Consider the following 24322-nt stretch of genomic DNA (forward strand, 5'->3'; position numbering starts at 1 on the left):
GCCGGCCCGATCGCGGCGAGGCTCAGCCGAACATCTCGTCGAGGAAGCCCTTGTGCTTCTTGCGCCGGTAGTGGCCGTGGTAGCCGTAGTGCTGCTGCCCGTGCCCGCCGTACGCGGGGGCCGGCGGGTACCCGTGGGCGGGTGCCGGCGGGTAGCCGTGCGCCGGGGGCGGCGGGGGTACGGCACCGTGGCCGGGCTGGTGGTGCTGCGGGTGGACGCCGTGGGCCGGCGGGGGTGGCGGCGGGGGCGGGTAGCCGCCCGGCGCGGTCGGCTGCTGCGGCGCGGCGGCACCCTGCTGCCGGTTCCAGTTCGCCTCCGCCTCGAACAGCTTCTCCAGTTCGCCGCGGTCGAGGAAGATCCCCCGGCATTCGCCGCACTGGTCGATGACGACTCCGCTGCGCTCGTACTGGCGCATTTCTCCGTGACACTTGGGACAGGTGAGCATGAACCGAAGGTACCCGCTCGGGTCACCTGTCCGCCGCCAGCGCGTCGGTCACCTCGCCGTCGGAGACCTCGTGGAAGTCCGTGTAGTAGGTGCTGACCGCGCCGAAGTCCGGTGGCCGCTGGGCGCAGACCAGCTCGTCGGACTCGGTCGCCAGCAGGTCGCACGCCTCCACCGAGCCGACCGGCACCGCGACCACGACCCGCCGCGCGCCCAGCCGACGGGCCACCGCGACGGCGGCGCGGGCGGTGGCGCCGGTGGCGAGGCCGTCGTCGACGACGACGGCGGTCCGGCCGGCCAGGTCCAGCGGCGGCCGGGCGGACCGGTACAGCCGTTCGCGGCGGTCCAGTTCGGCCTGTTCGCGCTGGCTGACCTCGGTGACGTCGGCCTGGTCGAGCCCCGCCGCCACCTGCTCGTTGAGCACCTGCACCCCGCCGGGGCCGAGCGCCCCGAAGGCCACCTCCGGGGCCCACGGCATACCGAGCTTGCGGACCACCAGGATGTCGAGCGGGGCGCCGAGCCGGTCGGCGACCACCCGGGCCACCGGCACCCCGCCCCGGACCAGCCCGAGCACGATGACGTCCGGTTGGCCGGCCAGCCCGGAGAGCTGTCCGGCGAGGGCGGCGCCCGCCTCGGCCCGGTTGCGGTAGGTCGTCATGTTCTCAGGTCTACGCCCTGCCGCCGTGCCGTGCGAGCCGGTTGCGGGAAAGAGCCCGCCGACCGGTACGTGGTCAGGGCGGGGGCCCAGGCCAGCAGGGCGAGCGGGTACAGCAGGTACCCGAAGCGGGTGGAGGGCATCAGGGCGATCGCGGCGAGCAGGCCGTACCCGCAGATCAGAGCGGTGGCGGCGGCGGTGCGGGGCGGGTGGCGGACGAGGTGGACGGCGATCGCCAAGCCGGCGGCGAGCAGGAGCGCGGCGGCGACCGCGCGCCCGGCGGGCAGCGCGGTGGCGATCAGGTACCCCGGAAAGGGCGACTGCGCGGGGCTGGTGACCAGGCCGTGGCCGAGGGGGAAGCGGAGCACGTTCTCCGCCAGGGCGGCCCGGTCGACCAGCAGCACGGGCAGCAGGGCGAGCGCCGGCAGGCCGAGCGCCCCGGCGGCGACCCGCAGGCCGGCGCGGCGGGTGGCGCCCCAGAAGATCAGGACGAGGGCGATCGGCCAGGCGAGCAGTTTCAGCGCGCCGGCCACGCCGACCGCGACGCCGGCCGCGCCGGGGCGGCCGGTGCCGGCGAGGGTCAGCGCGAGCAGGCAGAGCGCGAGTACGGGCAGGTCGTCGCCGCCGGTGGCGAGGGTGAGGGCGCAGATCGGCAGGACGGTCGCCATCTGGACCGCGCGCAGCAGAAGGCTGGCCGGGTGCCCGGTGGGGTCGGTGGGGCGGCCGGGTCGCCACAGGGCCCGGACGGCCAGCGCGAGGGCGGCGACGGTGGCCAGGGCGAACCAGACCCGGGCGTCGGTCCACCAGGTGTCGACGGCCGCCCGGGGCAGCCCGAACAGGGCCATTCCCGGCTGGTACGGGGTGTAGCCGAGCAGTCGTTCGTCGGCGGGGAGCGACGCGATGGCGTCCCGGGACAGGTACGGGGTGCCGTTCTCGGCGAGCCGGATGCCGGAGTCCTCGATGACCAGCACCTCCTCCTGTGCCCGGTCGGGGTCTCCGGCGGCCCGTTCGACGCTCTGCAGGACGAGCGGCAGCAGGGCGGCGCCGACCCAGGCGGCGGTGGTGACCGCCCAGCGGGCGGCGGTACCGGCGAGCGGGGTGGTGGGCCGGTGGTGGCGGGCGAGGAGTTGACCGGCGACGGCGAGCGTGGCGCAGAGGTACGCGACGACGGCGACCGCCCCCCAGGCCCGGTGCGGCGGCAGGGTGGAGGTGCCGGCGGTGACCGCCGCGAACACGGCCGAGCCGGTGTGGAGCAGGAGGTCGAGGTGGAGCCCGCCGCCGGAGCGGTCCAGTGTCCGCCAGCGACTGCGGGAGCCCTGCTCGGCGGCGACGGTCACACCGGCCAGTCTGGCAGACCCCCCGGTCACCCGCCCGTCGTGCCGGCTCGGCCTGCCCGCGTCCCGGTGGTCAGCCCTGGGCGGGCAGGTGGGGCTGGCGGTCGGCGCGGGCGCGGGCGGGGTGGCGGCGGCCGGGGGCGAGGCGGATGACCGCGCCGGCGTCGTGCAGGGGTGGGGCGAGGGTGCCGGGGCGCCCGCCGGAGCCGCGCCGGAACGCGGCGAGGAGCGCGCCCGCCGGCATCGGTCGGGCGAACAGGTGGCCCTGGCCGGCGGTGCAGCCCAGTTCCCAGAGGGCGCGGCGTTGCGGTTCGCTCTCCACCCCCTCGGCCACGACGGTGAGGTCGAGACTTCGGCCGAGGTCGAGGGTGGAGCGGATGACCGCCGCGGCCTCGGCCGAGGTCTCCATGGCGGTGACGAAACTGCGGTCGATCTTCAGCTCGTGGACCGGGATCCGGGAGAGCAGGGAGAGCGAGGAGTAGCCGGTGCCGAAGTCGTCGAGGGCCAGTTGGATGCCGGACTCGCGCAGCCGGCTGAGCACCTGGTCGACCACGTCGAGCTGGCTGAGCGTCAGGGTCTCGGTCAGTTCCAGGATCAGCCGGTCCGGTGGCAGGTCGTGGGCGCGCAGCCGGGCCAGGACCGAGGTGGGGAAGTGCGGGTCGAGCAGGCTGCGGGGGGAGACGTTCACCGCGACCGGCAGGTCGAAGCCGGCGCTGCGCCAGCCGGTGACGGCGAGCAGCGCCTGGTCGAGGATGGCGTCGGCGAAGGCCGGGAGCAGCCCGGAGCGTTCCACCGCCTCCAGGAAGCGCAGCGGGTCGATGAGGCCGTGCGTGGGGTGGTGCCAGCGGGCCAGCGCCTCCGCGCCGAGCACCTCGCCGGTGCCCAGGTCGACGATGGGCTGGAAGTTGACGGTGAACTCCTGGTCGGCCACGGCGCGGGGCAGTTCGCCGCCGAGGGTGAGCCGGCCGAGGTCGGCGGTGTCGCTGGTGGCCGCGTACGTGGAGATCCGTTGGCCGTTGCGTTTGGCCTGGTACATGGCGACGTCGGCGCGGCGCAGCAGTTCGGGCATCCCGCCGCTGGTGCCGGGTGCCGCGATGCCGCCGCTGGCCTCGACGCTGATCCGCATGCCGTCCAGTTCGAAGGGTTCGTTGAGTGTGGCCAGCAGCCCTTCGGCGCGGTGCGCGGCGACCGCCGGGGCGGGCAGGCCGCGCAGCAGGACCGCGAACTCGTCGCCGCCGAGCCGGGCCACCAGGTCGTCCGGGCGGGCGGCGGCCCGGAGCCGGTCGGCGACCTGGACGAGGACCCGGTCCCCGGCGGCGTGCCCGAGGGTGTCGTTGACCTCCTTGAAGTGGTTGAGGTCGATCAGCACCAGGGCGGTCACCCCGTCGGCGTGGCGGTTGCTGAGCTGTTCGGTGCCCTGGTCGAGCAGGTGCCGCCGGTTGGCCAGCCCGGTGAGCGCGTCGTGGCTGGCGGCGTAGGCGTGCTCTTCGGAGATCCGGGCCAGTTCGGCGTACGCCTGGGCGTTGCGGACCGCCGTGCAGAGCGCGGAGGCGAAGGTACGGAGGGTGTACTGCTCCCGTTCGGAGAGCCGTACCGGACCCCGGAACCGGAGTCGGAGCACGCCGATGTCGTCGGTGCGGTCGTGGCCCTCCAGGGTGATCGGCACCGTGGTGCCGGTGCCGGCGCTGGTCTCCTCGGGCGGGCCGTCGTGGCTGATTCCGCTGGTGCTGCCGCGCACGGTCCGGCCGCTGGGGTGCAGGTGGATCTCGACCTCGTCGGCGGAGAAGAGTTCGGCGGCCTGGGTGACGGCGGTGGTCAGGACCCGGTCCACCTCGACCACGTTGAGGGCGTCGGTGGCGCGGGCCAGGTGCTGCCAGGCCTGCTGCTCGGTCCGGGCCCGGACCCGGGCGGAGTAGGCCAGGTGCAGGCTCAGCACCAGCGGGGGGACGGCGAGCAGCAGCCGGGGGTCGGCCCAGAGGAGCATCAGGGTGCAGACCGCCACCACGAAGCGGGCGACGAATCCGGCGATGCGCAGGTCGAGGTCGGTGCGGAACTGGCGGGTGATCCGGTTGCCGGCGGCCAGGGCGATGACGGGGATCGCCAGGAGGTCGTCGAGCAGCGCCGCGACCAGGTAGGCCACCGAGAGGGGGGCCACCAGGTCGAGGGCGTGCTCGGGTGGCCAGCGCCAGTCCAGGGCGGTCAGCACGGCGGCGGCGCCGAACGCCACCAGGACGTTCTTGCCGACGCCGAAGGCCAGCTTGATCCGGGGCATTCGGTGGTAGGCGAGGGCGATGCCGACCGCCGTGCAGAGGATGACCCACGGCGCGGGGGCGATCGCCACCCCGATGATGATCGCCGTCTCGCTCCAGTTGATGAGCTGGTTGGTCGAGCGGATCCGGATCCGGATGGTGACCAGGGTCCCGACGACGATCAGGAAGGTCAGCATCACCAGGGTCGCCCCGTCGACGGTCGACGTCGGGAAGGGCGAGCCCAGGGCGAGCAGGACGGCGGCGGCGAGGACGACGAGGGCGAGACCGACGACGAGACCGACGAGCAGCCGTAGCCGCTTATCGGTCTCGTTGCCTCGTCGCTGGGAAAGTGTCACGCCACTCCCAGAGGTGCCACGTCGATGGGCACGCAAGTCTAACGGCTCGATCGGCCGCTTTTCCGGATCAGCCCCAGTCGGTGCCACGCATCGTGTCGCTCCCTTCACGCCCAGCGCCAATTCGGGATGTTCGAAGAAAGAGGGCGCCTCTGTCTTGGGAGCAGATTAGGGGAAGTTCTTCCCGGTTAGAAGAAATAAATGTCGTTATGGGCAACATTAGCCAAGATGGGCTTTATTTGTCACGTTCTGTCCATGTGTGCGGAACGGAGCGCGGTGGCAGATGTCGCTCCGCGGACCAGCCCGTGGCGGAATGTCCGACGTCGCCGCCGGAGGTCGACCCCGATCGCCATTCTTTCGGGTGGCCGGCCCATGTTCGCATCCTGCCCACCTGGTGATCACCTCCGCCACTCGGGGTGTTCGGGTGCTCTGCTCAGCGAGACATGGGATTGATCCCTGTTGAATTGCCGGGAAACGGTTGGCGGCCGAACAATGCGCCGGGGAGGCAGTCTTTACGTACTGGTGAAATGCCGTCGCGCCGGGTGGTGTGGGCCGGACGGTGCCGGGGTGCCCGCCGTACCGTTAGGCTTGCCGACCGTGACCGATCCCGCGCAGCTCACCCATGTGGACCAGGCGGGCGCGGCCCGCATGGTCGATGTCACCGCCAAGCCGGTCACCGGCCGGGAGGCGGTCGCCGCCGGCCGGCTGCGGACCACGCCCGAGGTGGTCGACCTGCTCCGTCGGGACGGGTTGCCCAAGGGGGACGCGCTCGCCGTCGGGCGGCTCGCCGGCATCATGGGTGCCAAGCGCACCCCCGACCTGATCCCGCTCTGTCACCCGATCGCCCTGCACGGCGTCACGGTCGACCTGCGGCTCACCACCGACAGCGTGGAGATCACCGCCACCGCCCGCACGGCGGACCGGACCGGGGTGGAGATGGAGGCGCTCACCGCCGTGGCCGTGGCCGGGCTCGCCCTGGTCGACATGGTCAAGGCGGTCGACCCGGCGGCCTCGGTCGACGCCGTCCGGGTGCTGAGCAAGAGCGGTGGCAAGACCGGCGCGTGGCGGCGGCCGGAGGGCCGGCCGTGATCCGCGCCCGGGTGGTCGTGGCCTCCAACCGGGCCGCCGCCGGGGTGTACCCGGACACCAGCGGCCCGCTGCTCGTCGCCGGGCTGCGGGACCTCGGCTGCACGGTGGACGACCCGATCGTGGTACCCGACGGCGAGCCGGTCGGCGCCGCGCTGCGCGCGGCCCGGGCCGACGGGGTGCAGGTGGTGCTGACCAGCGGAGGTACCGGCGTCACCCCGACCGACCGGACCCCGGAGGTCACCCGGGCGCTGCTCGACTACGAGATCCCCGGCATCGCCGAGGCGATCCGCGCGCACAGCCGGGCGCAGGTGCCGACCGCTGCGCTCTCCCGGGGGCTGGCCGGGGTGGTCGGCCGGATGCTCGTGGTGAACCTGCCGGGCTCGACCGGCGGCGCCCGGGACGGCCTGGCCGTGCTCGGCCCGATTCTCGCCCACACCGTGGACCAGCTCCGGGGCGGCGACCACTGACTCTCCCCGCGCGTGTCCCACCCCGCGCCGCAGCCGGGTAAGGTCGCGGCTCCGGTGTCAGCTCGCGGCTCCCGGTGTGAGGAAGGGGCCCCTGTACAACAGAATGCGTTAAGAAGGGGCCCTTCCTTACCTCGAAAGGTGTGCGTATGCAGTCCGCATCGGCGACCGACCCGCTCGTCGCCCCGCCGCCGGCCGGCTGGACGGAGGCCCGCTCCCGGGTGTACGCGGTCGGGCTGGCCGGCGCGCTCCCGGCGACCCTGCGGCCGTTGGCCGAGGTGGACGGGCACACCCTCGCCGAGCCGCTGACCACCCGGACGGACCTGCCCGCCTTCCCGACCTCCAGCGTGGACGGCTGGGCGGTGCGCGGCGAAGGTCCGTGGCGGGTGGTGGGCCGGGTCCTCGCCGGCAGCGCCCCGCCACCGCTGTCCGACGACGGCAGCACCGTCGAGATCGCGACCGGCGCGATGGTCCCGGCGGGGGCGACCGCGATCGTGCGTGTCGAGGAGTCGACCCGTACCCCGGAGGGGCTGGTCACCGGCACGCCCCGGCCGAATCCGGAGTGGCGGTTGCCCGGTGAGGAGGCCGGTGCCGGGGAGGAACTCGTGCCGGCCGGTACCCCGGTGGACCCGGCCCTGGTCGGGCTGGCGGCCTCCTGCGGCCAGGACAGCCTGCGGGTCCGCCGGCCACCCCGCGCGGCGCTGCTGGTCTTCGGCGACGAACTGCTCACCGCCGGCCCGCCGGGCGCCGGCCGGGTCCGCGACGCGCTGGGCCCGTCGGTGCCGGCCTGGCTGCGCCGGTACGGCTGCCAGGTACGCGCCGCCGACGTGGTGGGCCCGGTCGCCGACACGTTGCCGGCGCACGTGGCGGCGCTGCGTACCGCGTTGGGCACCGCCGACCTGGTCTGCACCACCGGCGGCACGATGAACGGGCCGGTCGACCACCTCCACCCGGCGCTGGCGGCGCTCGGCGCGGACTACGTGGTGAACACGGTCGCGGTCCGGCCCGGTTTCCCGATGCTGCTGGCCCGGGTGACCTCCGACGACGGTCGGGTCCGCTTCGTGGCCGGCCTGCCGGGCAACCCGCAGTCCGCCGTCGTCGCGCTGGTCTCGCTGGTCGCGCCGCTGCTCGCCGGCCTTCAGGGCCGTCCGTTGCCGGTGCTGCCGCACACCACGCTCGCCGAGCCGGTACCCGGCCGGGGGCGGTACACCCACCTGGCCCTGGCCCGGTTGGACCGGGTGGCCGGGACGGCGTACCCGGTGCGGCACGTCGGGTCGGCGATGCTGCGCGGGCTGGCCACGGCCGACGGGTTCGTGGTGATCGCGCCGGACACCTCGGGCGAGCCGGGCGACCGGGTACCGTTCGTGCCGTTGCCACTGCTGCCCGGGGAGCGTGCCACGTGACCGGCTCCATGACGTCGACCGTCTCCGTGGCGGTGACCACCGACCCGCTCGACCCGGCCGCCCACGAGGCGGCGGTCGCCGATCACCGGGCCGGCGCGGTCGTCTCCTTCCAGGGCGTGGTCCGCGACCACGACCACGGCCGGGCGGTGGTGAGCCTGGAGTACGAGGGCCACCCGAGCGCCGCCGAGGTGCTCCACGAGGTCGCCGCGGAGATCGGCGCGGACCCCGAGGTGTACGCGGTCGCCGTGTCGCACCGGATCGGGCAGCTCGCCATCGGGGACGTGGCGCTGGTCGCGGCGGTCAGCACCGCCCACCGGGCCGCCGCGTTCACCGCCTGTGCCCGGCTGGTCGACGAGGTCAAGGCGCGGCTGCCGATCTGGAAACGGCAGGTCTTCGCCGACGGCACCGAGGAGTGGGTGAACTGCCCCTGACCACCCGCCCGCCCGGTGGCCCGAGGTCGCCCCGGTCGGGGCGGCCCAGGCGCGGGACGCCCCGCGTCGGGGTGACCCGATGGGGTCAGCGGCGGATGGTGGTCCGCCGGGCGGTGGTCAGCGTCGGGCGGCCGGCCCGGTCGGTGTAGAACGTCGGCTCGGCCCCCGGCCGCCAGGGCAGCGCGGCGACCAGCACGATCAGGGCCAGCGCCAGCGAGTTCTCCATCAGCGCGCCGAACAGGCCGTCCTGGTAGTGCGACACCTCGGGGAGCTGGTGCTCGTACGGCCAGATCGGCGAGACCAGGAAGAGCAGGTACAACACGACCGCCGCGACGCCGTGGCGCAGCCCGGTCAGCGCCGGGTACCAGATCGGCGGGCGGAGCCCGTTCACCCCCGGCAGCCCGCCGTACGAGGACGGTGGGGTGGCCCGTTGGGCCAGCCCCCGGCTCGCCTCGCGGCGGCGGACCGCGGCGTCGGCCAGCACGATGATCGCCGGGATCACCCAGACCAGGTGGTGGGTCCAGGAGATCGGGCTGATCACGTTGGCGGTCAGCCCGACCAGGGTGAACGCGGTCAACTCGTCGCCGTCGGCCCGGGAGTTGGCGGCCCTCGACAGCCCCAGCGCCAGCATCAGCACCGAGAAGGCCAGCCAGAGCAGGCCGGGGGTCTCGATCGAGTCGTAGAGCCGGGCCAGCAGCCCGGCCAGGGACTGGTTCGGGGTCATGTCGGCGGCCCCGACCCGCTCGGTCTGCCAGAGCACCCCGCCGAAGTACGCGCGTGCCTCCGGGCCGACCAGGCCGAAGCTGCCGATGGTGACGCCGATCGTGGTGCCGATCGCGGTCGCCGCCACCCGCCACTGCCGGGTGATCACCAGGTAGACGATGAAGAGGGCGGGGGTCAGCTTGATCGCGGTGGCCAGCCCGATGCCGGCCCCGGCCCAGGCGCCGCTGTAGACGAACCGGTGCAGCGGGCCGGCGGCGGGATCGAGTCGGGTACCGCGCCGCGACCGCCAGCGCAGGCCGATCAGGTCGGCCATGATCAGTGCGAAGAGCAGCAGGTTGACCTGGCCGTACCCGAGGGTCTCGCGGCCCGGCTCGATGGCGACCGCGAGCGGGACGGCGACGCCGACGGTGAACCAGAGCGGCCAGCCCAGCCGGTCCACGATCGGGCGGAGCAGCCCGGCCAGCACCACGGTCAGCGCGGCGATGCTGGCCGCCGCGTTGAGCAGGCCGGCCACCCCGATCGGGATCCGGGCCATCGGCAGCATGAGCAGCCCGGCGAAGGGCGGGTAGGTGAACCCCAGGGTCGTCCCCGGGGAGATGAACTCGTACAGCTCACGGCCGCTGGCCCACCACACCACGGCGCCGTGGTAGATCTTCATGTCGAAGAAGTTGTACGGCCGGCCGAAGAGGCCGACGGCCACCCAGGCGGCGTACGCCACGAGGCCCACGATCCCGGCGCGCACGACCGTACGCCGGTCGATCCGTCGGGCCAGCCGCTGGACGTGGGCGAGGCGGTCCGCCCGTCTCCCGACGGTCGCCGGCATGCCGTCGCCACCCCCGTACCACGATCGATCCTGCCGTCCAGGTCCTGAGCGGAGCCTAGAACGGTGCCTCACGTCTCTGCCTCCCGCGTTATGCGACCGTGTCCGATCCCACACATGTTTGCGACATTTCCGCCGCGTTAACGCCTAAGGGTTGGTTCAGGTGTTTCGCGGCCTTGTGGGGGTGGTGGTCCGGGAGGGGTGGCGTATGGGCAGGTGAGAGGGGTGAGGGGTGGCCCCGGCGGTGCGCCGGGGCGCCGCGCGGGGTCAGCCCGGCAGTCGTCGGGCGGCGGCGGCCGAGCGTACGGCGATCCGGGCCTCCCGGCGCGCGGTGCGCACCGCGCGCTGCACCGACCGGCGTGAGTGGCCGATCCGGTGTCCGGTCCGCCAGCGCAGCCCCGGCTTGCCCTCGGTGTCGGCGGCGGCCAGCAGCAACCCGCCGAAGAGGCCGAGGTTCTTCAGGAAGTGGATCTGGTTCTGGGTGCGCTCGGCCGGGTCGTCGTTGCTCCAGAAGGGATGACCCGCAGCGGTCGTGGGCACCAGTGTGCCGGCGAGCAGGAGCGCGGCCGGCCGGGTGAACCGGCCGGTGGCCAGCATCAGGCCGGCACCGAGCTGCACCGCCGAGTTGACCCGGACCAGGGTCTCGGTGTCCGTCGGGACAGCCGACCAGGTCCGCTCGATCAGCGGGGCGACCCGGTCGGTGACCGGCTTCGCCGCCGGCACCAGCCGGCTCGGGTTCTGCAGGTTGCGGGCGCCGCTGACCACGAAGATTCCGCTCAACATGACGCGGGCGAGGGTGCGCACGGGCTTCATGGATCAGTCATACCCCGTCGCGGCGTCGGTCACCCCTCCAACCGCCGATCCGGCGGACGTGGCCACCCGGCCGGCGTCCAGGTGCGGGCTCGCCACGCCGAAAGAGGTCACCGTCGCGGTTGGACCGGCAGCAGAGAGTACCGTCAGGAGGTGACCAGCCTGCGGCTCCGACCGGAGGGCCCGGCCGACGCCGGCCCGGTCCGGCGGGTACTGGCCGCCGCGTTCGCCCGGCCCGACGTGGCCGTCCCGCCCGAGGTCCGGCTCGTCGACGAGCTGCGCGGCAGCGACGCCTGGGTGCCGGAAGCGGCCATGGTCGCCGAGCACGGCGGCGAAGTGGTCGGCTACGCGCTGCTCAGCCGGGTCCGGGTGCGTACCGGTGGCGGTTTCTTCCCGGCCCTCGCCCTCGGCCCGGTGGCCGTGGCCCCGCACCGGCAACGGACCGGGCACGGCACGGCGGTGGTGCAGGCCGCCCTGGACGCCGCCACCGAGCTGGGGGAACGGATCGTGGTGGTGCTCGGCGACCCGGCCTTCTACCGCCGCTTCGGCTTCGAGGCCGCCGACCGGCTGGGGCTGACCAGCCCGTGGTCCGGGCTCGGTGAGCCCTGGCAGGCCCTGGTGCTGCCGCCGACGACCAGCGGCGAGCCACCGCCACCCCGGGGCGAGGTGCTCTTCCCGCCGCCCTGGTCCAAGGTCTGACCCCGCGCTCGGCGACGTCGGCTCCCGTGCCCGGCGGTCTCGGCGCGGTGCCGGTGCCGCCGGGTCGGCCCGTCAGGCCGGCTGGGTGCGCAGGTACCGGCCGAAGTGCGGGACGGTGAAGGCGACCGTGCCGCGTTCGCCCGAGTAGATCAGTCCCTTCTTGATCAGCGTGTCCCGGGCCGGGGAGAGGCTGGCCGGCTTCCGGCCGAGGGAACGGGCGATCTCGGCGGTCGGCACCGCCGCGTCCATGTCGTCCCGGTGCCCCTCGCCGGTCTCCCCGGACGTCCCGGAGAGCGTGGCCATCGCCCGCATGTACTCCCGTTCGGCCGGGGTGGCCCGCTCGAAGCGGGAGCCGAAGAAGCCCACCGCCAACTCGGCCTCCGCCTCCGGAGCGGCGACCCGGACGTCGGCGGCGGTGATCGGCGAGCGCGGGGCGTGGTCCCAGGTCGCCTTGCCGTACGCCTGCACGAAGTACGGGTACCCGCCGGAGGACTCGTAGAGCAGGTCGAGCGCCTTCTGCTCGTACTCGACCTCCTCGCGCTCTGCCGGGGCGCAGAGCGCCTGGTCGGCGGCGATCCGGTCGAGCCGGTCGATGCGCTGGTACCGGAAGAGCCGCTCGGAGTACGACTTGGCGGCGCTGAGCACGGCCGGCAGGTGCGGCAGGCCGGCGCCGACGACGATCAGGGGCGCGCCGAGCTGGGAGAGCTCGTGGCACGCGGCGCAGAGCGCCGAGACGTCCTCCGCGCCGAGGTCCTGCATCTCGTCGATGAAGAGGGCGATGCCGGTGCCGACGTCGGTGGCCACCGCCGCCGCGTCGGTGAACAGTTCCACGAGGTCGATCTCGATGTCGCCGGAGTCGGCCCGCCCGCTGGCGGCCGGCACGTCGATCCCGGGCTGCCAGCGGTCCCGCAGCTTCGGCGGGGTGCCGCCGCGCCCGGTCGGGGCGCTGCGCTGGGCGAACGCCTTCAACACGCCGAGGAAGCCGTCGATGCGCTCCGGTGCCCGGTGACGCGGGGCGAGTTCACGGACCGCCATGTGCAGCGCGGCGGCGATCGGCCGGCGCAACGACTGGTCCGGCCGGGCCTCGATCTTGCCACTGCCCCAGAGCCGCCCGATCGCCTGGGAGCGGAGGGTGTTCAGCAGGACCGTCTTGCCGACGCCCCGCAGCCCGGTGAGCACCAGGCTCCGCTCCGGGCGGCCCCGGGCGACGCGTTCCAGCACCACCTCGAAGACGTCGAGTTCGCGCCCGCGCCCGGCGAGTTCGGGCGGACGCTGCCCGGCGCCGGGTGCGTACGGGTTGCGGACCGGATCCACGTCTCGCACCGTATCGAGCCGTCTAGCCGCGACGGTAGATGTGGCTAGAAGCTCCGATCGGCGTGTCGGCGGCTCGGCCCGGCGGGATGGTCGGCGACCGGTGGCCGGCCCGGCGTACTCGACCCGAAACTAGGGCTGTCTAGGCTTTTCGCTAGACATCCCTAGTTTCGGTTACCGGTGGCCTGAACGGCCTCTCCTGCTTGTCATCGCTGCCGGTCCCTCCTGCTGGCCGACCAGGCCCGGTCGCTGGCGGTGGTCATCGCTGGCGGTGGTCCTCGTCGGCGGAGGTCATCGTCGGCGGAGGCAGAGCACGTAGTCGAGGAAGTCCACCGGGTTGTCGTGGACGTAGTTCGCGGTCGACTCCGGCGCCGCCCGCCGGCACTGCTCGCCCTCCGTGGTGGCCGGGATCCGCAGCAGCACCTCGTAGGTGTTCGGCCCACAGGGCACCGTGCGCAGGTCGGCGTTGCGGTCCGTACCGTCGTTGACGACGCAGTCGCCCCGCTCGAACCGCTCGCCCGCGTCCGTGGTCGGGCGGGTCGTGGTCGCGCTCGGCTCTCCGGTCGGCTCCCCGGTCGGCGGGACGTCCGGGTCGGGGCTCGCCGGTGCGCCGGGGGCCGGCAGGCTGGCCGTCGGCACGGGAGCCGCCGCAGGCTCACCGTCGTCCAGTGCCTGCCGCACCCCCCAGGCGGCGAGCCCGAGGCAGGGACAGAGCACCAGCAGCACGATCAGGGCGACGACCAGAAACACCTGTCGACCGTTCCCCCGGGCCGGTGGTGCAGCCGACCCCGGCCCGTAGCCGCCGGGCGGCGCAGCCCCGTAGCCCCCGGGCGGCGGCGGTTCCCACGCCCCGGGTGGGCCACCAAACGGCCCCGGCACCCCGCCGGGCGGCGGGCCCCAGGTCCCCGCCGGGTCACCGGGCGGCGTCGGCACTCCGCCGGGTGGCACGGCTCCGACACCCGGCGGGTACGGGCCACCGGGCGGGTACGGCCCGGCCGGCTGCCCCGGCCCCGGCGGCGGGTACCCGGCCCCCGAGCCCGGCGGCGGATACGCCCCACCGGCTGCCGGCGGCGGGTGACCCGCTCCGGAGGCCGGCGGTGGGTGACCCGCTCCGGAGACGGGCGGCAGCGGCGGCGGACCGCCGGCCTGCGGCAGGTTCCACAGCGGCGCGGTGGGTGGCTCGCCGTCCCCCGTGGCGGGCCGGCCGTCCCCGGTGGGCGGTTGCCCCCACTGCGGCAGCGTGGGGTCCAGCGGTGGCTCCTGCCGGCCGGCCGACGGCTGCTGGTGCGGATCCTCTGGCTGGCCGGGGCCGGGTGGTCCGAAGGATGACATCGCGTCCTCAAGAGGTGTCGGAGGGGTGGGCAGCCGGTGGCCCCGGCGGAGCGGCCGGCTCAGCGGAGCTTCAGGCAGAGCACGAAGTCGAGGGTGTCCAACTCGCTGTCGAAGAAGTACCAGTTGGTGTAGCCCTCGACCCGGGCACACTTGGCCTCGGCGTCCTTCTCACCACTGGTCGCCCCGTCGAAACGGCGCAGCACCTCGTACGTCTTCGGGCCGCACTCGGTGATCGCCAACTTGGGTTGACCACCGAGCGGCCCGTCGTTGCGGACGCACTGGCCCACCTTGACGAACCGTGGGTCGGCCGACGATTCCGGCGCGGCACCGCCCGGCTCCGGTGTGCCGGTGGGCGGCGCGGGGGAGGGGGGTGCCTCGGTCGCGGTGGCGACCGACGCCTCCTCGGCCCGCTGACGCAGGAGGAAGAGCGTCGAGACGCCACCGACGACGAGAGCCGTGAAGATCACCGCGACCGCGATCAGCGGGCCCCGGCTCCGGTGCCGCCGGGGCGGCCCCGGCTCCGGCCCCGGGTCGCCGGACTGGTACGGGATCACCGGGTACGACGGGATGCCGGGCTGGCCCGCTCCGGTCGGGTACCCGCTGGTGGGGGCAGCCGCGTCCGGGTACGCGGCACCGGGGCGGCCCGGGTTCCGCTCGTCCCCGGGGTACGGGTACCCCGGCCACGGGCCGCCCGGTCCCGTCGCCTGCTCCGGCGGGCCGTACGCGTCGCCGGAGCGCCAGGCGTCGGGACCGCCGCCGGCCGGTGGCCCGTGGTTCGCCATGCGCGTCCTCCCGGGTGGGTAGGGGCCGGCATGCGGAAAGTGACGCCGACGCCGTGGTCACCGTAGCGTGACCCACTGATCAGCTCACGTCTCTCCGGCCACGACACCGCACTGGCGTGGCAATGCCGGCCCGACGAGTCGGTGGACGTGGACAGGTCGGCGGGGGCCGACGGGCGGACCGACGGGGCGGCGGGAACCGACGGGACGGTGGTGGCCGGGGGAGGCCGGTAGCATCCCGCCCATGTCGCTGGGCGTGCCGGTCGCCGCCCTGCCGCCCACCCTGTTGGACACCGGGTCACCCGCCGGGCGAGGCACGCCGCTCCCTGCCCTGCTGGGCAGCAGCGTCTCCCCAGCCCTGCTGGACAGCCTGTCCCCCGCCCTGCCAGCCGCGCTGTTGCCCGCCCTGCCAGGCGCGTTCCTGCCTGCCCTGGTGGGCGCGGTGGCCGGGGCGCTGGCCGGGGCCGTCGTACCCGGCCTCGCCCACCGGATGGCCACGCCCGTCGACGGGCCGCCCCGGTCGGCGTGCCGGGCCTGCGGGCAGCCCCCACCGTCCGGTGCCGCCGGCTGGGTGGCGACCCGGTGCACCCACTGCGAAATCCGGCGCGGCCCCCCGGTCGTGGTGACCGTCGTGATCGGGGCGATCGTGCTCGGCGGGCTCGCGGCGGCGCGGCACCATGATCCCGCGCTGCCCGCCCTGCTCGGGATGGCCGTCGTCGGGCTGGTGCTCGGCGCGGTGGACCTGGCCTGCCTGCGGCTGCCGGACCCGCTGGTGGCGACGGCCGGGCTGGTCGGCGCGGTCGGGCTGACCGCCGCCGCGCTGCTCACCGGTACGCCCGGTCGGCTGCTCACCGTCCTGGCCGGGGCGGCCGGCTCCGCGCTGCTGTACGTGGTGCTGGCCCTGCTGCCCGGCTCCCGGCTCGGCTTCGGCGACGTCAAGCTCGGCGCGGTGCTGGGCCTGCCGCTCGGGTGGCTGGGCTGGCCGTCGGTACTGCTCGGCCTGGCCCTGCCGCACCTGCTCAACGGCCTGGTCGTGCTCGTCCTGCTGGCCCTGCGGCGGGTCCGCCGGGACACCGTGCTGCCCCTCGGCCCGGCCCTGCTCGCCGGCGCCTGGCTGGCCGCCCTGCTCGCCTGAGCCACACCACCCGCCCACCGGTACCCACGCCCTCCGGCACGCCTCCACGCCCCGGCACCGGCACCCCGGCACCGGATGCGCCCGCCGCCGGGGGGTGAGAAGGGGACCCTTCTCGACCGTATGCGTTAAGAAGGGGCCCCTCCTTACACCTACATGAGGCGGAGTTGGCGGTCGCGGGGGCGGCGTACCTCGCTCTCGCCGAAGCGCTCGAACAGGCCCGGGTCGATCGCGTCGAGGAAGGGGGTGGGGGAGACGTCGCGTTCCGGGCCGTGCCGGGTCCGACGGGCGGCGTGGCTGACGTACAGGCGGTCCTGGGCGCGGGTCAGCCCGACGAAGAAGAGCCGGCGTTCCTCGGCGACCGCGTCCTCGTCCGGTGTCGAGCCGGGCCAGCGCAGCGGCAGCAGCCCGTCCTCGGCGCCGACCAGGAAGACCACCGGGAACTCCAAGCCCTTGGCGGCGTGCAGGGTCAGCAGGGTGACCGCCTCGGCGCGCGGGTCGAGGGCGTCCACCTCGGCGCCGGTGGCCAACTGGGACAGGAAGAGCGGCAGGTCGTCGCCGCAGCGCCGGGCCAGCGGGGTGAGCAGGTCGACCGCCGCGCGGACGTCCTCCGGGCGGACCCCGGCGGTGCCGTCCAGCGTCGGCACCGAGAAGCGGTCGGCGAGCACCTGGCCGGCCAGGCGTACCCGGGCGGTCAGCGCGCCGTCGACGCCGGTGGCGTGCCGCAGTTCCCGCGCGATCGCGGTCACCCCGGGCCGGTCCCGCAGCCGGTCGTGCGAGCGCTTCTGCACCGGGATGTTGCCCCGGGAGAGGGCGTCCACGATCGGCGCGGCCTGCGCGTCGGTGCGGTACAGCACGGCGATGTCGCTGAACGACAGGGTCGTGGCGCGGCCGTCGATCCGTCCCGAGTCCAGGGACCGGTGGGAGAGCCCGCCGACCAGGTCGTCGATGGTCCGGACCAGGAAGTCGGCCTCGTCGGCGACGGAGGACGCGGCGTACCGGCCGACCAGGGGGGCCTCCGGGTCGAGCCGGGCCGGGTCCAGCCGGCGGCCCCGGACCAGCGACGACGGCGCGATGGCCTGCACGGCGGCGGCGAGGATCGGGGCGGAGGACCGGTAGTTGCGGTTCAGCCGGACCAGCCGGGCGTCGGTGAAGTCCTCGGAGAAGCGCAGGAAGTACCCGACGTCGGCGCCCCGGAACGAGTAGATCGCCTGGTCCGGATCGCCGATCGCGCAGAGGTTGCCGTCGGCGGGGCTGAGCAGCCGCAGCAGTTCGTACTGCACCGGGTCGACGTCCTGGTACTCGTCGACGAAGATCCACTGCCACCGGTCCCGGTACCGCTGGGTGAGCTTCCGGTCGCCGCGCAGCAGCGCCACCGGCAGGGTGAGCAGCTCGTCCAGGTCGACCAGGTCCCGCTTGCGCAGCAGCGCGGTGTACGCGGCGTCGTCCTCGCCCGCCTCGGCCCGTGCCTCGGCGCGGTCGGCGTCGTCGGCGATCCGGAACTCGGCGGGCAGCCCGGCGGCGGTCGCGTTCTCCCGCAGGATGGTCAGGCCCAGCGAGTGGAACGTCCCGACGTAGATGTCCTCGGCGACCGGCCCGAGCAGGCCGTCGAGCCGGTGCCGCAGCTCCTCGGCGGCCCGCCGGGTGAAGGTGATCGCCAGGCAGGTCTCCGGGAACACGTTCAGCTCGGCGCAGAGGTACGCGATCCGGTGGGTCAGCGTCCGGGTCTTGCCGGTGCCGGGACCGGCCACGATCAGCAGCGGCCCGCCCGGTGCGGAGGCGGCCACCCGCTGCATGGCGTCCAGCCGGTCCAGCAGCCCGGTGCCGACCTCCTCCATGCCGGCCAGCATCGGCTCGAACGGCTCGTGCGGCGACGGGGGCGGCGCGAGCGGCGGGGGCGGGGGCGGCGGAACGGCCTTCCGCTTCGGCTCGGCGGCCTTTGCCGCCGGGCGCCGGGCCTTCGCCCTCGCCGCCTGCTCGGGGGCGGTCCGCTGGGCGGGCACCGGCACGTCGAAGAGGGTCTCCGCCTGCCCGCCGCTCGCCTTCGCCCCCAGCTCGGCCGGGTCGAAGAGGGTGATCACGCCGTACTCGCCGTCGTAGCCCGGCACCCGGCGCACCTCGCCCCGGCGCAGCCGGCCGATCCCCTCGGCGAGCAGTTCCCCGCCGACCCGGCCGATCTCGTCGAGCGGCGCGGTGGTGAGGATCTCCAGTTCCGGGCCGAGCGCGGCGACCAGCTCGTTGAGCTTCCCCTCGACCTTCTTCGACTTCGGCCCGACCGCGTTCAGCTCACCGAGGATCTCGGCCAGCGGGACCAGGTGGGTGACGTCGCGGGCGTGCGCGGGGCGGTAACCCTCGGGCCGGTCGGCCAGGTCCTCGACCCGGCTGAGCACCCCGACGGTGAGCGGCTTGCCGCACTCCGGGCAGCGCCCCCCGGCCGCCCGGGTCCGTTCCGGCTGCCAGTTGACCCCGCAGAGCCGGTGCCCGTCGGCGTGGTACTTACCCTCCTCCGGGAAGAACTCGATGGTCCCGGCGAGCCCGGTGCCGGTGCGCAGCGCGTCCCGGATCGAGAAGTAGTCCCGGCCGCAGGCCAGCACGGTCGCCTCCCGACCCAGCGCGGGCGGGGAGTGGGCGTCGGAGTTGGAGACGAGTTGGTACCCGTCGAGGCTGCCCACCCGCCAGTTCATCTCCGGGTCGGAGGAGAGGCCGGTCTCCACGGCGAAGATGTGCCCGGCGAGGTCGGCGTAGCAGTCGGCGATGGCGTCGAAGCCGGACTTCGAGCCGAGCGCGGAGAACCAGGGCGTCCAGATGTGCGCCGGCACCAGGAAGCCGTCCGGGCTGGCCTCCAGGGTGATCTCCAGCAGGTCGCGGGAGTCGAGCCCGAGGATCGGCCGGCCGTCGGAGGCGATGTTGCCGATCCGGCCCAGGGTGGTGTTGAACCGCTCCACCGCGTCCAGGTCGGGCAGGTAGATCAGGTGGTGCACCTTGCGGGTCCGGTCGTCCCGCTTGTAGATGGTGGAGATCTCCACGCTGAGCATGAACCGGACCGGGTCCGCCTCGGCCGCGTCGGCCAGCCGGGGCGGCAGCCGGCGGGCGATGTCCCGCTCCGCCTCGGGGCCCAGCCGGTACAGGCCGGGCTCGGCCGGGTGCAGGGTCTCACGCAGGTGGTCGTACCAGGCGGGGTGGGTGAAGTCGCCGGTGCCGAGCACGCCGATGCCCTTGCGTCGGGCCCACCAGCCGAGGTTCGGCAGGGTGAGGTCCCGGCTGCACGCGCGGGAGTACTTCGAGTGGATGTGCAGGTCCGCGACGAATGACGGGAAGCCACCGGGGGGTACGGAGCTGAACGGAGGCACGCCGCATCCTGTCACGCCCGCTCCGGTACCCGCCCGCCGCCACGCGTACCCGTGACCTCCGCAATCCCCGGCACCCTCGGCGGCCGGGGGATCGAACGGTCGAAACCGGCATTTACGCCGCTCAGGTGGCGCGCAGCTCCACCAGCGTGATCTGCGGTTTCGTGCCGACCCGCACCGGCGGGCCCCAGAAACCGGCGCCGTTGGTCACGTAGACCTTGGTGCCGTCCACTTCGCCCAGCCCGGAGACGACCGGCTGCTCCAGCCGGACCAGCAGGTTGAACGGGACGATCTGCCCGCCGTGGGTGTGCCCGGACAGTTGCAGGTCGACGCCGAACTTGGCGGCCTCCAGGGCGGCCACCGGCTGGTGCGCCAGGAGCACCACCGGACGGTCGGTGTCCCGGTCGCCGAGCGCGGCGGCGTAGTCGGGCGGGGCGGCCACGCCGGTGCCGGCGGCGCTCACGTCGTTCACCCCGGCCAGGTCGAGCACGCCACCCCGGGCGTGGATCTCCTGCCGCTGGTTCTGGAGGACCCGCAGGCCCAACCGGTCGACCTCCTGCACCCACTCCTCGACGCCGGAGTAGTACTCGTGGTTGCCGGTGACGAAGAAGTTGCCGTACCGCGAGCGGATGTCGCGCAGCGGGGCCGCCGCCTCGCCCAACTCGGCGACCGTGCCGTCGACCAGGTCGCCGACGACCGCCACCAGGTCGGCGTCGAGCCGGTTGATCGCGGCCACCATCCGTTCGGTGTGCACCCGGCCCCGCAGCGGACCGAGGTGGATGTCGGAGACGGTGGCGATCCGCAGGCCGTCCATGCTGCGGGGGAGCTTCGCCAGTGGGATCTGCACCCGGTCCAGCTCCAGCGGGCCGAGCGCGGTGCGGACGCCGTACCCGGTGACCCCGACGGCGGTGAGCCCGGCGAAGATGGCCGCGCCCCGGGCCAGCAGCAGCCGGCGTCCCGGGTCGTGGTCCGGCGTACCGGTGCCGCCGCCCGTCGGCTCGGGGCCGCTGGCGGCCACCGGTGGCTCGCTCCCGTCGGCCGCCGACGGGCCGCCGCCGGTGGTGGCGGTCGCGGCGTCCGGGGTGCCGGCGCCGACCAGGGCCGGCTCGGGGGTCGCGGCGGGCGGCTCGGGGCCGGTGGCCGGCCCGGCGCCGGCCCGGCGGCGCAGCACCAGCCGGGCGACCAGCAGCGGCACCTCCAGCAGGACCAGCAGGACCAGCAGGTAGAACATGACGGCGAGCCAGAGGTACCCCGGCCAGGCGAGCCAGTAGAAGCCGCCCCGGGTGCCGATCATGGTCGCCGGCACCAGCAGCGCCAGGACCAGGGCGACGACCGCGCCGATCCGTCGTACCCGGCCGGGGCGGGTGGTGTCGCGCACCAGCCGCCGCCACAGGTAGTAGTGGATCAGACCGGTGATCAGCGCGAGGGTGCCCACGAACCCCAGGACCGGTAACACGAACCCTCCCTCAGCCGCCCGCGAAGGGGGGCAGCACATCTATCGTGGCCCCGGCTGGCAGCGGTGCCTGACGATCATGACAGGCGACGCCGTCGACCAGGAAACTCGCCACCCGCAGGACGGCGGCGAGCGGTGCGCCGTGCCGCTGCTCCAGGTCCGCCGTGAGCTGGTCCAGCGAGTGCCCGGCGGGGGCGGTCTCCTCGCTGCAACCGGCGGCGGCGCGGGCCCCGGCGAAGTACCGGACGGTGAGCTGCACCGTCAACCTCCGATCGCCGACATCGGTCGGGCGGGTTGCAGGAAGGTCGGATCGTCGATGCCGTGTCCGGCGCGCTTGCCCCACATCGCGGCCTGCCAGCGCCGGGCCAGCTCCGCGTCGTCCGCCCCGGACCGCAGGGCGCCCCGCAGGTCCGTCTCCTCGGTGGCGAACAGGCAGGCCCGGACCTGGCCGTCGGCGGTGAGCCGGGTCCGGTCGCAGTCGCCGCAGAACGGCCGGGTGACGGTGCCGATCACCCCCACCCGGGCCGGCCCGCCGTCGACCAGCCAGGTCTCGGCCGGGGCGGCACCGCGTTCGGCCGGGTCGGGGCGCAGGTCGAACGCGGTACCCAGGGCGGCGAGGATCTCCTCGGCGGTCACCATCGCGCTGCGGTCCCAGCCGTGCTGGGCGTCCAGCGGCATCTGCTCGATGAACCGCAGTTCGTACCCGTGGGCCAGGGCGAACCGGAGCAGCGCGGGGGCCTCGTCCTCGTTGACCCCCCGCATCAGCACCGAGTTGACCTTGACCGGGGTGAGTCCGGCCGCCGCCGCGCCGGCCAGCCCGGCCAGGACGGCACCGAGCCGGTCCCGGCGGGTGAGCCGGTGGAACCGGTCGGCGTCGAGGGTGTCCAGGGACACGTTCACCCGGTCCAGCCCGGCGGCGCGCAGCGCCGGGGCCAGCCGGTCCAGCCCGATGCCGTTGGTGGTCAGCGACAGCCGGGGCCGGGGGCGCAGTGCGCTCGCCGCGCCGACGATGTCGACCAGCCCACGGCGGATCAGCGGCTCCCCGCCGGTGAACCGCACCTCGGTCACGCCGAGCCGCTCGACGGCGACCCGCAGCAGCCGGCCGACCTCGGCGTCGGTGAGCAGGTCGGGGCCGGCCAGCCAGGGCAGGCCCTCGGCGGGCATGCAGTACGTGCAGCGCAGGTTGCACTTGTCCGTCAGCGAGACCCGCAGGTCGCGGGCGATCCGGCCGTACCGGTCGACGAGAGCCCCGGCGAGTGGCTGGACGGCGGTCATGGGTCGACCGTAGCGCGTCCACCACCGCGCAGAGCGGCGCGGGCGGCGCTGTCCACCGCAGCCCGGTACGCGGCGCCGAACAGGGCGGTGTGCACCAGCAGCAGGTGCAGTTGGTGCAGCGGTACCCGCTCCCGCCACCCGTCGGCCAACGGCCACCGCGCCCGGTACGCGGCCAGGATCCGGTCGCCGTACGGCGCTCCGCCGAAGAGCGCGAGCTGGGCCAGGTCGGTCTCCCGGTGGCCGCCGTGCGCGGCCGGGTCCACCAGCCGGACCCGCCCGTCGGCGCCCCAGAGCACGTTCCCCGGCCACAGGTCGCCGTGGATCCGGGCGGGCGGCTCGTCGCCGCCGTACTCGTCGATCCGGTCGACCAGCCGCTCGACCAGCGCGGTCTCCGCCGGGGTGAGCGCGCCGTTGTCGACCGACCGGCGCAGGTACGGCAGGAGCCGGCGGTCGGCGAACCACCGTGGCCACGGCCCCCGCTCGGGGGTGTTGTCCTGGGGCAGCGCCCCGATGAAGCCGGGCCACGGCGCGCCGAAGGTCACCGCCCCGGCCCGGTGCAGGTCGGCCAGTTCCCGGCCGAACCGCTCGGCCGCCGCCGGGGTCGGCTCCCCGGTCTCCACCCAGTCGAGCGCCAGCAGCTCCGGCAGCGCCACGACCACCTCCGGTACGGCCACCGCGTCGGCCTCCCGCAGCCAGCGCAGCCCGGCCGCCTCGGTGGCGAAGAAGCCCTCGGGGACCGGCCGGCCGGCCCGTTCGGGCCAGGACTTCGTGAAGACCGAGTGGCCGTCGTCGAGGGTGAGCCGGGCCGCCGTGCAGATGTCCCCGCCGGAGACCGGGGTCTCCCGGATCCGCTGGTGGGCCAGGAACGTCGGCAACTGGGTCGGATGCGCCCGCAGGTAGGCCAGATCCATGAGCGCAAGGTAGCCGCTGCCGGCGGCCGACGGGGGGCGACCGGCCCACGACCCGGTTGCACAGCCTGCAACTTCGCGCCGACCAGCGACGATACGCTGGGTAACTGTGGATAAGCCGCGTGTCGTCCACAGGGGCCGTCCGGGGACGACGCCGCGACGCAGGCTGCCGGCATGACCCCGATCGACCGACCCCGGCTCGCCGTCCGCTGCCCCGCCGACCTCATCGCCGCCGTGCCGTACCTGCTCGGCTTCCACCCCACCGACAGCGTGGTGGTGGTCGCCCTCCGGGGCCGGCAGATCGTCTTCGCCGCTCGCGCGGACCTGCCCGACCGGGACGCCGACCCGCACCGGTCCGCCCGGCACCTCGTCGACGTGGTCGGCCGGCAGGGCGCGGAGGCGGCCACCGTGCTCGGGTACGGCCCACCCGCGCGGGTCACCGGCGCGGTGGACGCGGTCCGCGCGGCGCTCGACGGGCGGGGCCTGCTCCTGCTGGACGCCCTGCGGGTAACGGACGGGCGCTACTGGTCGTACCTGTGCACCCAGCCCGGCTGCTGTCCCCCCGACGGCACTCCGTACGACCCGCAGGCCAGCGAGGTCAGCGCGGCGGCGGTCTTCGCCGGCCAGGTCGCCCTCCCCGACCGGGCCGCCCTCACCGCCCGGGTGGCGGCGGTCGGCGACCCGGAGCGCGCGGCGATGCGGCGGGCCACCGACCGGGCCGAGGAACGGCTCGTCGCGCTGGTGGCGGCGGAGCCGGAGGCGGGCGGGCGCGGCGGCCGGTCGGTCCGGGTGGCCGGTCGGGCGGCGGTCCGCGCCGCGTTCCGCAGCCAGCGCCGGAGCGTGCGGCTGACCGACGACGAGGTGGCCTGGCTCAGCCTGCTCCTGACCCACCTCCCGGTCCGCGACCACGCCTGGGAACGGACCGACGGACGGGAGGCGGACATCGACCTCTGGACGGACGTGCTGCGCCGGGCCGAGCCGGAGTTGAGCGCCGCCCCCGCCAGCCTGCTCGCCTTCGCCGCCTGGCGGGCCGGGCAGGGCGCGCTGGCCGCGGTGACCCTGGAACGCGCCCTGGCCGAGCACCCCGACTACTCGCTCGCCCTCCTGCTGGACGACCTGCTCCGGCGCGGGGTTCCCCCGTCCGAGCTGGACGGCTGGCCGGCGGTGGACGCCCCCGTCACCCCGGGCGTGCTCCGCCAGCGCCGCCGCCGACCCCGCCGCCACTGACCCCGCTGTCGGCTAGACCCGCTAGGAATTCGACACGCGGACGTCCCGCCCGGCATGTTCCAGAGGCGGGGACATTTCGAGCGCTG

General features: G+C 74.9%; 21 protein-coding genes. 7 read left to right on the plus strand and 14 right to left on the minus strand.

All coding sequences use genetic code 11. The features are described from left to right. Positions 1 to 22: 22 nt before the first annotated feature. The 4 genes from ACQUFX_RS25820 to ACQUFX_RS25835 all read right to left on the minus strand — a co-directional run bounded on the left by ACQUFX_RS25820 (position 23) and on the right by ACQUFX_RS25835 (position 5036). Complete coding sequence (locus ACQUFX_RS25820; protein ID WP_067367823.1) at positions 23 to 445, minus strand: TFIIB-type zinc ribbon-containing protein; 423 nt, start codon at positions 443 to 445, stop codon at positions 23 to 25. Between the two features lie 22 nt (positions 446 to 467). Further along, entirely contained in the window at positions 468 to 1100 is a 633-nt protein-coding gene (locus ACQUFX_RS25825) for a phosphoribosyltransferase (protein WP_428962831.1), read from the minus strand. Further along, entirely contained in the window at positions 1097 to 2434 is a 1338-nt protein-coding gene (locus ACQUFX_RS25830) for a glycosyltransferase 87 family protein (protein ID WP_428962832.1), read from the minus strand. The genes ACQUFX_RS25825 and ACQUFX_RS25830 overlap by 4 nt, the downstream gene beginning before the upstream one ends. 70 nt (positions 2435 to 2504) lie before the next feature. Continuing rightward, positions 2505 to 5036, minus strand: coding sequence for a putative bifunctional diguanylate cyclase/phosphodiesterase (locus ACQUFX_RS25835; protein ID WP_428962833.1), 2532 nt, complete (start codon positions 5034 to 5036; stop codon positions 2505 to 2507). Between the two features lie 594 nt (positions 5037 to 5630). Here ACQUFX_RS25835 and moaC point away from each other — a divergent pair. From moaC to ACQUFX_RS25855, 4 genes are all read left to right on the plus strand, one after another. Further along, positions 5631 to 6122, plus strand: coding sequence for a cyclic pyranopterin monophosphate synthase MoaC (gene moaC, locus ACQUFX_RS25840; RefSeq protein ID WP_428962834.1), 492 nt, complete (start codon positions 5631 to 5633; stop codon positions 6120 to 6122). Beyond that, the gene (locus ACQUFX_RS25845) at positions 6119 to 6589 is read left to right on the plus strand and encodes a MogA/MoaB family molybdenum cofactor biosynthesis protein (RefSeq protein WP_428962835.1); all 471 of its coding nucleotides are present in this window, start codon (positions 6119 to 6121) and stop codon (positions 6587 to 6589) included. Before moaC ends, ACQUFX_RS25845 begins: the two co-directional genes overlap by 4 nt. Before the next feature lie 146 nt (positions 6590 to 6735). Further along, positions 6736 to 7989: a molybdopterin molybdotransferase MoeA gene (locus ACQUFX_RS25850; protein ID WP_428962836.1), complete on the plus strand. Its 1254-nt coding sequence runs from the start codon at positions 6736 to 6738 to the stop codon at positions 7987 to 7989. 8 nt (positions 7990 to 7997) lie between these two features. Beyond that, positions 7998 to 8420 (plus strand): molybdenum cofactor biosynthesis protein MoaE, encoded by a 423-nt coding sequence (locus ACQUFX_RS25855; protein WP_428967078.1) that lies wholly within the window; start codon positions 7998 to 8000, stop codon positions 8418 to 8420. Between the two features lie 85 nt (positions 8421 to 8505). On the opposite strand, the gene ACQUFX_RS25860 is transcribed toward ACQUFX_RS25855, so the two are convergent. Then, positions 8506 to 9966 carry a glycosyltransferase 87 family protein gene (locus ACQUFX_RS25860; RefSeq protein ID WP_428962837.1) on the minus strand — a complete coding sequence of 487 codons (1461 nt, stop codon included), beginning with the start codon at positions 9964 to 9966 and terminating at the stop codon, positions 8506 to 8508. Between the two features lie 264 nt (positions 9967 to 10230). Further along, positions 10231 to 10776 (minus strand): DoxX family protein, encoded by a 546-nt coding sequence (locus ACQUFX_RS25865; protein ID WP_428962838.1) that lies wholly within the window; start codon positions 10774 to 10776, stop codon positions 10231 to 10233. 150 nt (positions 10777 to 10926) lie between these two features. On the opposite strand from ACQUFX_RS25865, the gene ACQUFX_RS25870 reads away from it, so the two are divergent. Beyond that, a complete protein-coding gene (locus ACQUFX_RS25870) occupies positions 10927 to 11472 on the plus strand; it encodes a GNAT family N-acetyltransferase (RefSeq protein ID WP_428962839.1) in 546 nt (181 codons plus the stop codon). Positions 11473 to 11544: 72 nt separating this feature from the next. Here the strand turns inward: ACQUFX_RS25870 and ACQUFX_RS25875 are convergent, their stop codons facing one another. The 3 genes from ACQUFX_RS25875 to ACQUFX_RS25885 form a co-directional block, all read right to left on the minus strand. Further along, a complete protein-coding gene (locus ACQUFX_RS25875; protein ID WP_428962840.1) occupies positions 11545 to 12786 on the minus strand; it encodes an ATP-binding protein in 1242 nt (413 codons plus the stop codon). A gap of 288 nt (positions 12787 to 13074) precedes the next feature. Then, the gene (locus ACQUFX_RS25880; protein ID WP_428967079.1) at positions 13075 to 13527 is read right to left on the minus strand and encodes an LppU/SCO3897 family protein; all 453 of its coding nucleotides are present in this window, start codon (positions 13525 to 13527) and stop codon (positions 13075 to 13077) included. A 647-nt stretch (positions 13528 to 14174) separates the two neighbouring features. Then, positions 14175 to 14666: an LppU/SCO3897 family protein gene (locus tag ACQUFX_RS25885; protein WP_428967080.1), complete on the minus strand. Its 492-nt coding sequence runs from the start codon at positions 14664 to 14666 to the stop codon at positions 14175 to 14177. 472 nt (positions 14667 to 15138) lie between these two features. On the opposite strand from ACQUFX_RS25885, the gene ACQUFX_RS25890 reads away from it, so the two are divergent. Beyond that, on the plus strand, positions 15139 to 16029 hold the full coding sequence (locus ACQUFX_RS25890; RefSeq protein ID WP_428962841.1) for an A24 family peptidase: 891 nt from the start codon (positions 15139 to 15141) through the stop codon (positions 16027 to 16029). A 149-nt stretch (positions 16030 to 16178) separates the two neighbouring features. On the opposite strand, the gene ACQUFX_RS25895 is transcribed toward ACQUFX_RS25890, so the two are convergent. The 5 genes from ACQUFX_RS25895 to ACQUFX_RS25915 form a co-directional block, all read right to left on the minus strand. Then, positions 16179 to 19376: a UvrD-helicase domain-containing protein gene (locus ACQUFX_RS25895; RefSeq protein WP_428962842.1), complete on the minus strand. Its 3198-nt coding sequence runs from the start codon at positions 19374 to 19376 to the stop codon at positions 16179 to 16181. A gap of 121 nt (positions 19377 to 19497) precedes the next feature. After that, the gene (locus ACQUFX_RS25900; RefSeq protein WP_428962843.1) at positions 19498 to 20868 is read right to left on the minus strand and encodes a metallophosphoesterase; all 1371 of its coding nucleotides are present in this window, start codon (positions 20866 to 20868) and stop codon (positions 19498 to 19500) included. Then, complete coding sequence (locus ACQUFX_RS25905) at positions 20840 to 21085, minus strand: MoaD/ThiS family protein (RefSeq protein ID WP_428962844.1); 246 nt, start codon at positions 21083 to 21085, stop codon at positions 20840 to 20842. The genes ACQUFX_RS25900 and ACQUFX_RS25905 overlap by 29 nt, the downstream gene beginning before the upstream one ends. Positions 21086 to 21087: 2 nt before the next feature. Further along, positions 21088 to 22101 (minus strand): GTP 3',8-cyclase MoaA, encoded by a 1014-nt coding sequence (gene moaA, locus ACQUFX_RS25910; protein ID WP_428962845.1) that lies wholly within the window; start codon positions 22099 to 22101, stop codon positions 21088 to 21090. Next, positions 22098 to 23012 (minus strand): fructosamine kinase family protein, encoded by a 915-nt coding sequence (locus ACQUFX_RS25915; RefSeq protein ID WP_428962846.1) that lies wholly within the window; start codon positions 23010 to 23012, stop codon positions 22098 to 22100. The genes moaA and ACQUFX_RS25915 overlap by 4 nt, the downstream gene beginning before the upstream one ends. Before the next feature lie 171 nt (positions 23013 to 23183). Here ACQUFX_RS25915 and ACQUFX_RS25920 point away from each other — a divergent pair, with 171 nt between their 5' ends. Continuing rightward, positions 23184 to 24236, plus strand: a complete 1053-nt coding sequence (locus ACQUFX_RS25920) for a DUF4192 domain-containing protein (RefSeq protein WP_428962847.1) — start codon at positions 23184 to 23186, stop codon at positions 24234 to 24236. The last annotated feature ends 86 nt before the right edge of the window (positions 24237 to 24322 follow it).

This window comes from Micromonospora fluostatini, from assembly GCF_050410825.1.
GTDB lineage: Bacteria > Actinomycetota > Actinomycetes > Mycobacteriales > Micromonosporaceae > Micromonospora > Micromonospora rosaria.

Bases quoted from the DNA above. Each gene is read 5' to 3' on its own strand.
- ACQUFX_RS25820 (WP_067367823.1), bottom strand. From the start codon at position 445: ATGCTCACCTGTCCCAAGTGTCACGGAGAAATGCGCCAGTACGAGCGC.
- ACQUFX_RS25825 (WP_428962831.1), bottom strand. From the start codon at position 1,100: ATGACGACCTACCGCAACCGGGCCGAGGCGGGCGCCGCCCTCGCCGGA.
- ACQUFX_RS25850 (WP_428962836.1), top strand. From the start codon at position 6,736: ATGCAGTCCGCATCGGCGACCGACCCGCTCGTCGCCCCGCCGCCGGCC.
- ACQUFX_RS25855 (WP_428967078.1), top strand. From the start codon at position 7,998: ATGACGTCGACCGTCTCCGTGGCGGTGACCACCGACCCGCTCGACCCG.
- ACQUFX_RS25860 (WP_428962837.1), bottom strand. From the start codon at position 9,966: ATGCCGGCGACCGTCGGGAGACGGGCGGACCGCCTCGCCCACGTCCAG.
- ACQUFX_RS25865 (WP_428962838.1), bottom strand. From the start codon at position 10,776: ATGAAGCCCGTGCGCACCCTCGCCCGCGTCATGTTGAGCGGAATCTTC.
- ACQUFX_RS25890 (WP_428962841.1), top strand. From the start codon at position 15,139: ATGTCGCTGGGCGTGCCGGTCGCCGCCCTGCCGCCCACCCTGTTGGAC.
- ACQUFX_RS25900 (WP_428962843.1), bottom strand. From the start codon at position 20,868: ATGTGCTGCCCCCCTTCGCGGGCGGCTGAGGGAGGGTTCGTGTTACCG.
- moaA (WP_428962845.1), bottom strand. From the start codon at position 22,101: ATGACCGCCGTCCAGCCACTCGCCGGGGCTCTCGTCGACCGGTACGGC.
- ACQUFX_RS25915 (WP_428962846.1), bottom strand. From the start codon at position 23,012: ATGGATCTGGCCTACCTGCGGGCGCATCCGACCCAGTTGCCGACGTTC.
- ACQUFX_RS25920 (WP_428962847.1), top strand. From the start codon at position 23,184: ATGACCCCGATCGACCGACCCCGGCTCGCCGTCCGCTGCCCCGCCGAC.